Annotated in this window: 13 protein-coding genes; 3 read left to right on the forward strand and 10 right to left on the reverse strand. The window is 66.4% G+C overall.

Going from position 1 to position 12,705, the window contains the following annotated elements:
• Nucleotides 1-7: 7 nt before the first annotated feature.
• Both ACTIMF_RS01160 and ACTIMF_RS01165 read right to left on the reverse strand, forming a co-directional pair.
• Nucleotides 8-367: a DoxX family protein gene (locus ACTIMF_RS01160; RefSeq protein WP_442348436.1), complete on the reverse strand. Its 360-nt coding sequence runs from the start codon at nucleotides 365-367 to the stop codon at nucleotides 8-10.
• A complete protein-coding gene (locus ACTIMF_RS01165; RefSeq protein ID WP_442348437.1) occupies nucleotides 368-970 on the reverse strand; it encodes a TetR/AcrR family transcriptional regulator in 603 nt (200 codons plus the stop codon).
• Nucleotides 971-1,029: 59 nt separating this feature from the next.
• Here ACTIMF_RS01165 and ACTIMF_RS01170 point away from each other — a divergent pair, with 59 nt between their 5' ends.
• The gene (locus ACTIMF_RS01170; protein WP_442348438.1) at nucleotides 1,030-2,214 is read left to right on the forward strand and encodes an NAD(P)/FAD-dependent oxidoreductase; all 1,185 of its coding nucleotides are present in this window, start codon (nucleotides 1,030-1,032) and stop codon (nucleotides 2,212-2,214) included.
• An 11-nt stretch (nucleotides 2,215-2,225) separates the two neighbouring features.
• On the opposite strand, the gene ACTIMF_RS01175 is transcribed toward ACTIMF_RS01170, so the two are convergent.
• From ACTIMF_RS01175 to rimP, 7 genes are all read right to left on the reverse strand, one after another.
• Nucleotides 2,226-3,500 carry an MATE family efflux transporter gene (locus tag ACTIMF_RS01175; protein WP_442348439.1) on the reverse strand — a complete coding sequence of 425 codons (1,275 nt, stop codon included), beginning with the start codon at nucleotides 3,498-3,500 and terminating at the stop codon, nucleotides 2,226-2,228.
• Between the two features lie 7 nt (nucleotides 3,501-3,507).
• Nucleotides 3,508-4,464 carry a DHH family phosphoesterase gene (locus ACTIMF_RS01180; protein ID WP_442348440.1) on the reverse strand — a complete coding sequence of 319 codons (957 nt, stop codon included), beginning with the start codon at nucleotides 4,462-4,464 and terminating at the stop codon, nucleotides 3,508-3,510.
• The gene (gene rbfA, locus ACTIMF_RS01185; RefSeq protein WP_442348441.1) at nucleotides 4,461-4,922 is read right to left on the reverse strand and encodes a 30S ribosome-binding factor RbfA; all 462 of its coding nucleotides are present in this window, start codon (nucleotides 4,920-4,922) and stop codon (nucleotides 4,461-4,463) included. The genes ACTIMF_RS01180 and rbfA overlap by 4 nt, the downstream gene beginning before the upstream one ends.
• A gap of 64 nt (nucleotides 4,923-4,986) precedes the next feature.
• Nucleotides 4,987-7,749, reverse strand: coding sequence for a translation initiation factor IF-2 (gene infB, locus ACTIMF_RS01190; RefSeq protein ID WP_442348442.1), 2,763 nt, complete (start codon nucleotides 7,747-7,749; stop codon nucleotides 4,987-4,989).
• Nucleotides 7,750-7,868: 119 nt separating this feature from the next.
• Nucleotides 7,869-8,165 (reverse strand): YlxR family protein, encoded by a 297-nt coding sequence (locus ACTIMF_RS01195; RefSeq protein WP_442348443.1) that lies wholly within the window; start codon nucleotides 8,163-8,165, stop codon nucleotides 7,869-7,871.
• A 3-nt stretch (nucleotides 8,166-8,168) separates the two neighbouring features.
• The gene (gene nusA, locus ACTIMF_RS01200; RefSeq protein ID WP_442348444.1) at nucleotides 8,169-9,260 is read right to left on the reverse strand and encodes a transcription termination factor NusA; all 1,092 of its coding nucleotides are present in this window, start codon (nucleotides 9,258-9,260) and stop codon (nucleotides 8,169-8,171) included.
• 60 nt (nucleotides 9,261-9,320) lie between these two features.
• Nucleotides 9,321-9,878, reverse strand: a complete 558-nt coding sequence (gene rimP, locus ACTIMF_RS01205) for a ribosome maturation factor RimP (RefSeq protein ID WP_442348445.1) — start codon at nucleotides 9,876-9,878, stop codon at nucleotides 9,321-9,323.
• 130 nt (nucleotides 9,879-10,008) lie between these two features.
• On the opposite strand from rimP, the gene ACTIMF_RS01210 reads away from it, so the two are divergent.
• Nucleotides 10,009-10,494 carry a hypothetical protein gene (locus tag ACTIMF_RS01210; RefSeq protein ID WP_442348446.1) on the forward strand — a complete coding sequence of 162 codons (486 nt, stop codon included), beginning with the start codon at nucleotides 10,009-10,011 and terminating at the stop codon, nucleotides 10,492-10,494.
• Nucleotides 10,491-10,919 (forward strand): ferritin-like domain-containing protein, encoded by a 429-nt coding sequence (locus tag ACTIMF_RS01215; protein ID WP_442348447.1) that lies wholly within the window; start codon nucleotides 10,491-10,493, stop codon nucleotides 10,917-10,919. Before ACTIMF_RS01210 ends, ACTIMF_RS01215 begins: the two co-directional genes overlap by 4 nt.
• Here ACTIMF_RS01215 and ACTIMF_RS01220 read toward each other — a convergent pair whose 3' ends face one another.
• Nucleotides 10,920-12,650: a proline--tRNA ligase gene (locus ACTIMF_RS01220; protein ID WP_442348616.1), complete on the reverse strand. Its 1,731-nt coding sequence runs from the start codon at nucleotides 12,648-12,650 to the stop codon at nucleotides 10,920-10,922. It lies immediately after the preceding gene.
• Nucleotides 12,651-12,705: the final 55 nt, after the last annotated feature.

Raw genomic sequence — 12,705 nt, forward strand, 5'->3', positions numbered from 1 at the left:
GACACGCTCAGAAGGCGAACGACCAACCGAGCACGACGAGTGACAACGCCAGCATCCCCAGACAATTGATCCAGAACTCGGACCCGAGGAACCGTGCTCGCAAGTGAGCGATGGCCGCCGCGACGAAATAGGCGACGACGCCCGCCGTCGCCGCGACGCCGACCCCGTCGTGCCAGATCCCGACGATCAGTCCGGCGGTGGCGAGCAGCTTCACGTAGACCAGCGCCCAGCCCCATTCGAGAGGGAAGCCGACGCCCGCGTAACAGTCGCGGATGAACTGCGGCGGGCGGATCGACATGAGTGCGTCACTACCGATGACGACGGCGAGGACTATCACCGGCCAGACCGGACCGGGAGTGGAGAACATCTACGAGTCCTTTCGCGGGGATCGAAGTATCACTGTTGCAACCGATTCGAGTTCGTCGCGGATCGACGCGGCGTCGCTGCCCGTGATAGCCGAGGTCATCACCAGACCGAGGTAGGCGAGGTAGACGGCGCGGGCGGCGCGAAGTGCATCCTCGCCCAACCCCGCGTCGGCGAACACTGCGGCGAACTCGTCGTGGAGCGCGATAGCCAATTCACCGAAAACCTCGGTGGTCGCTTCACCACGAGCCAAGACGGCTCCGTACTCGCGGGCAAGGGGCATATCGGCGTCGAACAAGTCCAGGAACGGTGCGACCGCGTCACCGATGCGGGTGACGGGATCCGCGCCGGCCGCCACTGGATCCAACCCGTCGCGTGCACGATGCACGGCGCCGATCCAGCCATCGAACGCCGCGAGCAGCAACGCGTCCTTATCGCCGACGCCCATCACCGTGCCGACGCTGACTCCGGCCTCGGCTGCGATCTGTCGCACTGTCGTCGCCGCGAAACCCCGATCGGCGAACAACCGTTGAGCACATTCGACGACCCGTTCCCGAGTCTGGTCGCGTCGACCGGCACGACCAGACTGAACACGTTCACTGAACATGTTCAATATGCTTCCACAGAGGGTGTTCACTGTCCAGAGGTCGGCGTACGGTGGGTTCCATGAGCGACGCACAGGTGATCATCGGTGGCGGACTGGCGGGCGCGAAGACTGCGGAGGCGCTCCGCGAACAGGGATATGACGGACCGATCGTCCTGATCGCCGCGGAGCAGCACCTCCCCTACGAACGTCCACCCCTCTCGAAGGGGTACCTCGCGGGCAGCGACGAGCGCGCGGATGCATTCACATTCGACGCCGACTGGTACGTCTCGCACGACGTCGACCTGCGTGTAGGCGTGCGCGCCGTTCGGATCGATCGCGACGCACATCAGGTTCACCTCGACGACGGGTCGTCGGTCGCGTACCGCAAGCTCCTGTTAGCGACGGGCTCGTCGTCACGACATCTGGACGGCGCCGAGGGCGCACTCTACCTCCGGACCATCGACGAGTCGGAGAAGATCGCAGACGCCATCGGCGAGGGGCGACATCTCGTGATCGTCGGCGGCGGATGGATCGGCCTCGAGGTCGCCGCTACCGCCCGTCAGGCCGGAGCCGAAGTCACAGTGATCGAGCCGCAGAGCCGACCTCTGGAGAAGATCCTCGGAGCCCGGATCGGCGATGTCTTCGCCGACCTGCACCGTCAGAACGGCGTAGACCTGCGACTCGGTGTCGGTGTCGACGCCGTCGCTCCCCGATCGGTCACGACCGACGACGGCGACCAGATCCCCGCCGATGCCGTCCTCGTCGGCATCGGGGCGGTGCCCAACGTCGAACTCGCGCAGGACGCCGGCCTGCAGGTGTCGAACGGCGTCGACGTGGACGCAGGCCTGCGCACCAGCGATCCCGACGTCTACGCCGTCGGCGACATAGCGAACCACGACCATCCCAAGCTCGGCCGTCTTCGCGTGGAGCACTGGGCCAACGCCCAGAACCAGCCGGCCGTCGCTGTCGCGAACATGCTCGGCGGCTCGCAGGTCTACGACCGTCTCCCCTATTTCTTCAGCGACCAGTACGACCTCGGCATGGAGTACCGGGGACTCGCGTCCGGCAAGAACGACGTCGTCGTCCGCGGGGACACCGTGGCCCGCGAGTTCCTCGCATTCTGGCTCGACGGCGGCGTCGTCGTCGCAGGGATGAACGTGAACATCTGGGATCAGGGTGACGCCGTCGCCGACCTCATCACCTCTGGGCGGACCGTCGACGTGAACAAGCTCGCTGATTCGAGCGTCCCGCTCGACCAGGTGTGAGTACCAGCGCCTCACCGAACCCAGGCGCCGGATTGCACACGCCAGACCACCGCGGCCAGCCGCGTGCACATGAAGGCCAATAGCCCCGTCCAGATCCCGGCCAGCCCCCAGTCGAAGACGAGCGACAGCCAGATCATCGGAAAGAATGCGCACAACGCACCCGCGAGGGTAGCGGTCCGCAGGAATGCGGCGTCGCCGCTACCCAGCAGGACGCCGTCCAATGCGAACACGATCCCGGCGATCGGCAGCATGGCGACGAAGAACCACCACGGCGTGGTGATCGCGTCAAGGACCGCAGTGTCGGAGGTGAAGATGCCCGGCAACACACCGGCGCCGATCGCCAATGCCGCGGCCAGCACCGCGGACACGGCGAGCGATGTGCCGGTCACGCTCCGCGCAGTGCGCCGTGCGACGTCGAATGTCTTCGCGCCCAACGCTGCTCCAACGAGCTGCTGTGCGGCGATCGCGAGCGAGTCGAGCAGCAGGGACATGAACTCCCACAGTTGCAACACCACTTGGTGGGCCGCCACCTGTGCGACACCGAAGCGAGCGGCCACTGCGGCCGCCGAGATGAAACAGATCTGGAATGACAGGCTCCGCACGATCAAGTCGCGGCCCATCCGCAGTTGCGCGGCGATCACCGACCGGTCCGGAGCCAACCCGGACGGCGCGGCGCGGATCAGTCGCGCGGCGAACAGCACACCGGTGATCGACTGGCCGACGAGATTGGCGAAAGCGCTGCCGTCGAGCCCCAGATGTGGCAAGCCTGCGACTCCGTGCACCAGTCCGACACAGAGCACGGCGCCGACGGCCAGACCACCGACGACGTAGTAGACGGGCCGACGCTTGTCCTGCACACCGCGCATCCACCCGTTCCCGGCCATCGCGGCGAGGATCAGCGGAACACCGAACACCGCGATGCGGAGCCACCCGGCGGCGTCGGCCGCGACGGTCTCGTCGGGAACCAGCGCTCTCGTCACCCGCGGGGCCAACAACCATGCAAAGACGACGATCACGGCGCCGACGCCGAGAGCGATCCACGTCGCCTGCACGCCCTCAGTGACCGCACGATCGCGATCACCTGCGCCGAACGCCCTCGCCGACCGCGCCGTCGTCCCGTACGACAGGAACGTCAACTGAGTGCTTATCACGGAGAGGACTAGCGTCGCGACCGCCAACGCGGCGAGTTCGGACGCACCGAGCCTGCCGACCACAGCGAGGTCGAGCATCAGATACAGAGGCGGTGCGATGAGCACCACCAGCGCCGACGCGGCGAGCCGCAGCATCAGTGGCCTACAATTGGGCGCGCAACCGGGCGATGACCTCGTCGGCCGTCCCCGAATCGGAGTATCCGGCCGCACGGGTGTGTCCGCCGCCGCCGAGCGCACCCGCTATCGGCACCAAGTCGACGCTCGTCTTGCTGCGCAGCGAGACCAGCCACTCGCCCGGGAAAGCCTCCTTAAAGACGGCTGCCACCTCGGCCTCGCGAGCGGTCCGCACGACGTCGATGACGCTCTCCGACTCATCCCATGCGAGCCCGGCCATCTGCTCCGCCGTCACTGTCGCGTACACCAGTCCGCGGCCGTCGCACGCCTGCGCGTCCAGCACCGACGTACCGAGGACCGCAGACACCATCTGCAGCCACGAATACGGATGAGAGTCCAGGAGCACTCGGCTCCACCTCGGAGCATCGACTCCTAACTCCAGGAGCCGGGCCGCGACCTTGAAGGACGCTGGACGCGCCCACTTGAACGATCCGGTGTCGGTGACCAGACCCGCGTACAGGCAGGTAGCAATGTCGGCGGTCACCTCGACGCCGAGCTCGTCCAGAATCCTCAGCACCAGCACTGCCGTGCAATCGGATTCGGAGTCGACGTAGGCGACGTCGCCGAAACCGGTATTCGACACGTGGTGGTCGATGCAGACGCGCGTGTCCGCTGCCGCGAAGAACTCCTCGTACGCTCCGAGGCGGTTCAGTGTCGCAGCGTCGACCGCCACCGCCGCCTCCCCCGATGCTGGGGAGGTCAGCGGTGCGAGCAGTTCTGTGCCAGGCAGACCGTGGAGCGATCCAGGCAGCGTGTCCGGTTCGGCGAACCCGCAGCGCACGTCGACTCCGAGGGATACCAAACCCAGTCCGAGACCGAGCGCACTGCCGATCGTGTCCGGGTCGGGGCGGACATGACTGATGATCATGACCGAATCCCGACCGCGCAAAGCGCCTGCTACCTCGGCTGCGGACGCCCGCATCACCCGAGACGGTCCTCACCCGAGGACTCGTCGTCCTCGTGCTTGTACGGATCAGTGTCGCCTGCCGGTTCCGCGTCTTGCGCGGCCCGTGCAACCAACTCGTCCTGCGCACGTGCACGAGCCAACAACTCATCCATCGCGCGAGTCGCGTCCGGCACCGTGTCGAGTTCGAACCGGAGGGTCGGCGTGAACCGCACTCCGGTACCGGCCCCGACCTTGGTACGCAGCACGCCGGTGGCGGCGGTCAGGCCGGCCGCCGCCTCCGCGACGTCTGGTTCGTCGTCCACCGAGGCACCCATCACCGTGTAGAACACCGTCGCATCGTGCAGATCTCCGGTCACCCGGCAGTCAGTGATCGTCACGTGCGCGAGGCGGGGATCCTTGATCTCCGTCCCGATGGCGGTCGCCACGATGGTGGTGATCCGCTTGGCGAGCCGTGCGGCCCGTGCATGATCGACCATCAGCCTCGTGCCTTCGGGAGACGCTCGGCGACGCCGAGACCGTCGAACACCTGCGCGGGCGTCATCACTCCCTCGCCTTCTCAACCATCTCGTACGTCTCGATGACGTCGTCGACCTTGATATCGCTGTAGGTGAGCGTCAGACCGCACTCGAAACCTTCACGGACCTCGGTGACGTCGTCCTTCTCACGACGCAGCGACGACACGGTCAGGTTCTCGGCGACCACCGTGTTGTCGCGCAGCAGACGCGCCTTGGCGTTGCGTCGAACCACACCGGACTGCACCATGCAACCTGCGATGTTGCCGACCTTCGACGACTTGAAGATCGCGCGGATCTCCGTGCGTCCCAGTTCGACCTCTTCGTAGATCGGCTTGAGCATGCCCTTGAGCGCCGCTTCGATCTCTTCGATGGCCCGGTAGATGACCGAGTAGTAACGGATCTCGACGCCTTCGCGGTTCGCCAGCTCGGTCGCCTTGCCTTCGGCACGGACGTTGAAGCCGATGACGATCGCGTCGGACGCTGCGGCCAAGTTGACGTTGGTCTCGGTGACGCCACCGACACCGCGATCGATGACGCGCAACGACACCTCGTCGTCGATCTCGATACCCAGGAGCGCTTCCTCGAGGGCCTCGACGGTACCCGAGTTGTCGCCCTTGAGGATCAGGTTGAGCTGGCTGGTCTCCTTGAGTGCCGAGTCCAGATCTTCCAGACTGATCCGCTTGCGGCTGCGTGCCGCCAGTGCGTTGCGCTTACGGGCATTGCGACGGTCCGCGATCTGGCGTGCAGTGCGATCCTCCTCGACCACCAGCAGGTTGTCGCCTGCGCCCGGAACGGACGTGAAGCCGACCACCTGGACCGGACGCGACGGAAGCGCCTCGGCGACGTCCTCGCCGTGCTCGTCGACCATGCGTCGGACGCGGCCGTACGCATCGCCTGCGACGATCGAGTCGCCGACCCGGAGAGTGCCGCGCTGGATGAGCACCGTCGCCACCGGACCACGACCGCGGTCGAGGTGAGCTTCGATGGCAACACCCTGAGCGTCCATGTCGGGGTTGGCACGCAGGTCCAGCGACGCATCAGCTGTCAGCAGCACGGCTTCGAGCAGCGCCTCGATGTTCTCGCCCTGCTTAGCCGAGATGTCGACGAACATCGTCTCGCCGCCGTACTCCTCGGGGATCAGACCGTATTCGGTGAGCTGACCGCGGATCTTCTGCGGATCAGCGCCCTCCTTGTCGATCTTGTTGACTGCGACCACGACCGGCACCTCTGCTGCCTGTGCGTGGTTCACCGCCTCCACCGTCTGCGGCATGACACCGTCGTCGGCTGCGACCACGAGGATCGCGATGTCGGTGGCCTTCGCACCACGTGCACGCATGGCGGTGAACGCCTCGTGACCCGGGGTGTCGATGAACGTGATCAGACGATCTTCACCGTTGAGGTGTGTGTTCACCTGGTAGGCGCCGATGTGCTGGGTGATGCCACCGGCCTCCGAGCCGCCGACATTCTCCTTGCGGATGGTGTCGAGCAGTCGAGTCTTGCCATGGTCGACGTGGCCCATGACCGTGACCACCGGCGGACGCTGCTGGAGATCCTCCTCGTCGCCCTCGTCCTCGCCGTAGGTGAGGTCGAACTTCTCGAGAAGTTCGCGGTCCTCGTCTTCGGGGCTGACAACGTGGACGGAGTAGTTCATCTCCGAGCCGAGCAGCTCGAGCGTCTCGTCGTTGACGGACTCGGTAGCCGTCACCATCTCGCCGAGGTTGAACAACGCCTGCACCAATGCTGCCGGGTTGGCGTCGATCTTCTCCGCGAAGTCCGACAGCGAAGCACCGCGGGCGAGGCGAATCGTCTCGCCGTTGCCGCGGGGCAGACGGACACCGCCGACTGCCGGAGCCTGCATCGAGTCGTACTCTTGACGCTTCTGACGCTTCGACTTACGTCCACGACGCGGGGCACCGCCCGGGCGACCGAACGCACCGGCTGCGCCGCCTCGGCCACGGCCACCGCCGCCGGGACGACCGCGGAAGCCACCGCCTGCGGGAGCACCACCCGGACCGCCGCCTGGTCCGCCACGGAAGCCACCGCCACCACCGGGACGGCCACCGCCGCCACGACCACCCGGTCGGGCGTCAGGACGCGCCGCACGCTGCGGCATCGCACCCGGCGAGGGACGCGAAGGCATGTTGCCCGGATTGGGACGGGGACCGCCCTGACCCGCGGACGGACGACCTGCGCCACTGCCTGCTTGGCCGGGGCGTCCCGCACCGGGACGACCGCCGCCTGGACGGGGGCCGGCTTGGCCGGGTCCGGGCCGAGGGCCCTGTGGGCGCGGAGCCGGAGTCGACGAGAACGGGTTGTTTCCCACACGCGGGGGGCGCGGGCCGGGTCGCGGACCCGGACGGGGACCGGGAGCCTTCTGTCCACCGTCCGCTGGAGCTGACGGAGCCGATGCCGCGGGAGCCTGCGGCGCTTCCGGCTTCGGAGCGGGCGCGGGCTTGGGGCCGGGACGCGGTGCCGGGGTGGACGGCTTCGGGGCTGGAGCCGCCGGAGCCGGCGCTGCGGGCTTCTCCGCCGCCGGGGACGGTTTCGGTGCGCCGGGCTTCGGACCGCCGGGCTTAGCCGGTGTCGGCTTGGGGGACGACGCCTTGGGAGCGTCACCTCCGGCGTCGCCGCCGGAGAACGATTCGCGGAGTCGACGGGCCACGGGGGCCTCAACGGTCGACGACGCAGATTTAACGAACTCACCCTGCTCTTTCAGACGCTCCAGCACCTTCTTACTGGGTACGCCGATTTCCTTGGCTAGTTCGTGAACGCGGGCCTTGCCTGCCACTGCTCTCCTCACTTGGAGGTCGAGCGGGCTACCCGCTGCGACCTCGGTTTATTCGGTCAACGTGCTCATCGTGGAGACTTCACGGTGTGCTCATGTCTTCTGCTACCTGTCCTGATTCCCTACGGAATCGTCTCGGTGATCTCGTCGATCAGATCGGCGAGGTCCTTCGGAATCACGGTGAGACCGCGAACCCGTAGCGCCGGTCCGAATGCCTTACGCCGCACCGCCGCCGACACGCAGTCGGAGTCTCGATGCAGCCAGGCGCCACGTCCCGGCAGCGTCCCCGTCGTGTCAACGACCACGGTCTGCGTACTCTCGGGCACCGATCGCACGACTCGAACCAGGGATGATGCGAGATCGCGGCGTCGGCATCCGATGCACGTACGGACCGGGGCGGTCGACGTTCGGAGAGCCACAGGTCAGTCTATCTCATCGGCGGGGCTGCTCGTCACATCACCACTGTCACCGACTATGCCCTCTGTGACGACGCCCTCAGTCGGGCTCGCGTCGATCCGGGGGCCGCCGTCGCCGCTGTCAGAACGGATGTCGATCCGCCACCCCGTCAGCCGAGCGGCCAGTCGAGCGTTCTGACCTTCTTTGCCAATGGCCAGCGACAGTTGGTAGTCCGGCACGATGACGCGGGCAGCACTCAGTTCCGCATCGATCACGGTGACCGACAAGACCTTCGCGGGCGAGAGCGCATTGCCGACGAACACGGCCGGATCGGACGCGTAGTCGATGATGTCGATCTTCTCACCCGACAACTCGCTCATCACATTGCGCACGCGCTGCCCCATCGGCCCGATGCACGCACCCTTCGCATTGAGCCCGTTGACGCCGGTATGCACGGCGATCTTCGACCGGTGGCCCGCTTCACGTGCCACGGCGACGATCTCGACGGAGCCGTCCGCGATCTCGGGTACTTCGAGTGAGAACAGCTTGCGGACCAGGTTCGGGTGCGTGCGCGACAACGTGATCTGAGGTCCGCGCATGCCGCGCGCCACTCCGACGACATAGCACTTGATGCGGTCGCCGTGGTTGTAGCTCTCACCCGGCACTTGTTCCACCGAGGGGAGGATGCCTTCGGTGGAGTTGGCATCGGTGCCGATCTGGACGACGACGATGCCCTTCGCGTTGAGGCGCGCGTTGGCCTGCACGACGCCGCCGACGACCTCCCCTTCGTGTGCGACGAGGTCGCCGTAGGTCTTCTCGTTCTCCGCATCGCGCAGACGCTGCAGGATCACCTGGCGGGCCGTGGTCGCTGCGATCCGCCCGAAGCCCTCAGGTGTGTCGTCCCATTCGTGGACGACCTCGCCCGACTCGTCGAGTTCCTGCGCCATGACACGGACTGCGCCGGTCTTGCGATTCACGTCGATGCGAGCGTGCTGAGCGAAGCCGTCTGTGTGACGGTACGCAGTGAGCAACGCTGTCTCGATCGCAGTGATGACGGTCTCGATGGACACGCCTTTGTCTGCTTCAATCAGCCGCAACGCGTTGATGTCGATGTGCATGGTGGGTGCTCCTATTCGCTTATCGGTTCCAGTTGTGTGCGTCAGTTGTGTATTCAGTTGTCAGGAGTCGGCGTCTGCCGGGGCGCGACGTCGCGCGATCTCCTCGTCGTCCAGACCGCACGCACGGAGCTCGGCTTCCCCTGGCCGCCGAAAGTCGACCTCCACCATTGCTTTCTGGACCTCTTCCAGCGGCAGTTCGATCTGCTGGATCCTGCCCTTATCAGCTTTGATCAAAGTGACGGTGTCGCCGTCGAGACGACCGATGCGTGCGAGGACGTTCGTGGACTTCCCGTCGACTGTGTACGTGACTTTCACGCTGCGTCCTTGGTTTCGACGCCAGTGACGGGGCAGGGTGAGCGGTCGACCGATGCCCGGTGTGGTGACTTCGAGGTCGTAGGGCCGCTCGCCCATCAGATCCGTCGCCTCGAGGGCGGCATCGAGTTCGCGGCTGAGGTCGGCGAGTGCGTCGAGGTGCGCTCCACCGTCACGGTCGACGACCACTCGGATATCGCGCCGCCCGGGCGGGGTCAGCACTGCGATCTCTTCGAGGTCGTACCCCGCCGCTGCGAGGATCGGCTCAACGACGTGCCCGATGGCCTCGGTCCTGACGCCGCTCATACGCGATGGTCTCCCTCATGTCGGTCTTTCGATGCGCCGGTCTGCGCGGTGCCCACTTTACGTGCGACACGCGAGCCGTTCGGGGCCTGCTGAGTGTAGTCGATTCCGGGCACTGGCAGAATTCGACGATGTGAGCGTCCGCCCATCGAACTTCAGCCCCTCCCGACGATCCGTGTTGCGTGGCGTCGTCGCCCTTCCAGTGGTCGTCGCCACCGGTGCGGCGGTGACCGCCTGCGGCCCGACGGCCGACGAGGAACGCGACCTCGCCGAGCGGCTCGTCGCACATGCGCGCGCCGCGATTCGCCAGCAGAAGGCCGCGGCATCGCTGGCCCCGCGCACGGCCGAGTACACCGCTGCGTTGACCGTCGTCGCGCAGCAACGCGGCGAGCACGCGCAGGCCTTGCGCGACGAGATCAACCGCGTGCACTCGTCGTCGGCCGACGGGATTAACCAGCCGTCCCCGCCATTGGCGACTGTCGATGCGTTGCGCGAAGCCCTTGTGTTGTCGACCCGTGCGAGCGCAGGCGCAGCTGTCACCGAATCAGGTTTCGTCGCCGGACTGCTCGCCTCGATCTCGGCGTCATGCACGACTCTCGCGGAGGTTCAACTCGCATGACCCAGAACGATGCCCTCACCACCGCCGTCGACGCGGAGTTCGCGGCCATCTTCACCTACGGGATGACGACCCCGTTCGTCGGTTCGGACCAGCGGGACACCGTCGGAGAGTTCAACGCCGCGCATCGAGTGCGTCGGGACGCGGTGAACGCCGCACTCGTCTCTGCGGGCGAGTCCGAGCAGGTGCCTGCCGCCGGGTACACGCTCCCGTTGGAGGTGACCGACGACAAGACCGCAGCCAAAGCGCTCCTGCAAGCGGAGAACACCTGCGCGAGCGCCTACCGGGCGTTGGTGGAGCAGGCCGACGACGACGTCACCCGCAGACTCGGCGTCGACGGACTCACCGAGAGCGCGAAACGAATCGCGTTCTGGCGCGGCGTGTCCAACCTGTCGCCTGCGACGGTGGCGTTCCCGGGCGCGCAGTAATCAGGCCCGGACGGCGGCCGTCACCGCATCGCGTGCACTATCGATCGCAGCTTCCGCCGTGTCGCCGGTGAAGCGGTCCCGGATCTCGACGGTGCCGTTGGCCCAGCCGCGACCCACAACCACCACAACGGGCATACCGAGGAGTTCGGAGTCCTTGAACTTGACGCCTGGCGACGCCTTGCGGTCGTCGAGAAGCACCTGCAGTCCGGCGGCGTCGAGTTTCTCGGCTAGTTGATGCGCTCCGGCGATCGCGGCCTCGTCTTTGTTCGCGATGACGAGATGTACGTCGAACGGCGCGACCTCCCGCGGCCACCGCAGCCCCTTCTCGTCGTGCATCTGTTCGGCGAGAACCGCGACCATCCGCGAAACACCCAGGCCGTACGAACCCATAGTCACCCGGACCGGCTTCCCGTTCTCGCCGAGGACATCGAGTTCGAAGGCGTCGGCGTACTTGCGGCCGAGTTGGAAGATGTGGCCGATCTCGATCCCTTTGGCCGATTCGAGGACGCCCGCACCATCCGGTGACGGATCCCCGTCTCGGACGTCCGCGGCTTCGATCACGCCGTCGGGGACGAAGTCACGACCTGCGACGAGATTCACGTAGTGACGCCCCTTCTCGTCGGCTCCGGTAATCCACGAGGTGCCGTCGACGACGCGCGGGTCGACCAGGTAGGTGAACTCGGCGGCCTGCACACCCTTGGGTCCGATGTACCCCTTGACGAGGGCCGGGTTGGCGGCGAAGTCGGCGTCGCCGAGGAGTTCGACCTCACTCGGCTCGACCGACGCCTCGAGGCGTTTGAAGTCGACGTCTCGGTCCCCTGGAACGCCGATCGCGGTGATCTCCCACTCGCCGCCCGGCTTGCGGATCTTCACCATCACGTTCTTCAGTGTGTCGGCGGCGGTGTAGTCGCCGTCCAGAGTCTCGTTGGCCCAGGCGACGAGGGTGTCGATGGTCGGGGTATCACCCGTCTCGTGCGACACCGCGTCAGGCAGTCCGTCAACGGGCAGCGCAGCGGGAACTGTGGTGCTGACGGCTTCGACGTTGGCGGCGTAGTCCGATTCGGTGCTTCGGACGAACGTGTCCTCGCCGACATCACAGACAGCGAGGAACTCTTCGGACCGGCTACCGCCCATGGCGCCCGCGGTCGCTCGCACGATGACGTAGTCGATTCCGAGACGGTCGAAGATCCGTTGGTAAGCGACACGATGCTTGTCGTAGGAGACCTGGAGCGCGTCGTCGTCCAGGTCGAACGAGTACGAGTCCTTCATCACGAATTCACGACCGCGCAGGAGGCCGGCACGAGGTCGCTCCTCGTCCCGGTATTTCGTCTGAATCTGATAGAGGACCACGGGGAGATCCTTGTACGAGCTGTACTCGCCCTTCACTAACTGGGTGAAGATCTCCTCGTGCGTCGGCCCGAGGAGCATGTCGGCGCCCTTGCGGTCCTTGACGCGGAACAGGTTCGGGCCGTACTCGGTCCAACGACCTGTGGCCTCGTAGGGGTCACGCGGCAGCAACGCGGGAAGGAGGATCTCCTGCGCGCCGATCCCGTCCATCTCCCGGCGCACGAGATTCTCGACGTTGCGGAACACTTTGAGCCCCAACGGCAACCACGAGTACACACCCGGCGCGCTGCGTCGGATGTAGCCGGCGCGCACTAAGAGTTTGTGGCTCGGCACCTCCGCGTCGGCGGGGTCGTCGCGGAGTGTGCGGAGGAACAGGTCGGACATGCGTGTGATCACGGTGTACCAGCTTAGTTGTGGCGCCGGCCGGTTCGTTAGGGTG

Source organism: Gordonia sp. (in: high G+C Gram-positive bacteria) (assembly GCF_052106715.1).
In the GTDB taxonomy this organism is placed as follows: domain Bacteria; phylum Actinomycetota; class Actinomycetes; order Mycobacteriales; family Mycobacteriaceae; genus Gordonia.

What these genes read in the sequence shown, in the direction of transcription:
- ACTIMF_RS01160 (WP_442348436.1), bottom strand. Translation starts at nt 367, where the DNA reads ATGTTCTCCACTCCCGGTCCGGTCTGGCCGGTGATAGTCCTCGCCGTC.
- ACTIMF_RS01165 (WP_442348437.1), bottom strand. Translation starts at nt 970, where the DNA reads ATGTTCAGTGAACGTGTTCAGTCTGGTCGTGCCGGTCGACGCGACCAG.
- ACTIMF_RS01170 (WP_442348438.1), top strand. Translation starts at nt 1,030, where the DNA reads ATGAGCGACGCACAGGTGATCATCGGTGGCGGACTGGCGGGCGCGAAG.
- ACTIMF_RS01175 (WP_442348439.1), bottom strand. Translation starts at nt 3,500, where the DNA reads ATGCTGCGGCTCGCCGCGTCGGCGCTGGTGGTGCTCATCGCACCGCCT.
- rbfA (WP_442348441.1), bottom strand. Translation starts at nt 4,922, where the DNA reads ATGGTCGATCATGCACGGGCCGCACGGCTCGCCAAGCGGATCACCACC.
- nusA (WP_442348444.1), bottom strand. Translation starts at nt 9,260, where the DNA reads ATGCACATCGACATCAACGCGTTGCGGCTGATTGAAGCAGACAAAGGC.
- rimP (WP_442348445.1), bottom strand. Translation starts at nt 9,878, where the DNA reads ATGAGCGGCGTCAGGACCGAGGCCATCGGGCACGTCGTTGAGCCGATC.
- ACTIMF_RS01215 (WP_442348447.1), top strand. Translation starts at nt 10,491, where the DNA reads ATGACCCAGAACGATGCCCTCACCACCGCCGTCGACGCGGAGTTCGCG.
- ACTIMF_RS01220 (WP_442348616.1), bottom strand. Translation starts at nt 12,650, where the DNA reads ATGTCCGACCTGTTCCTCCGCACACTCCGCGACGACCCCGCCGACGCG.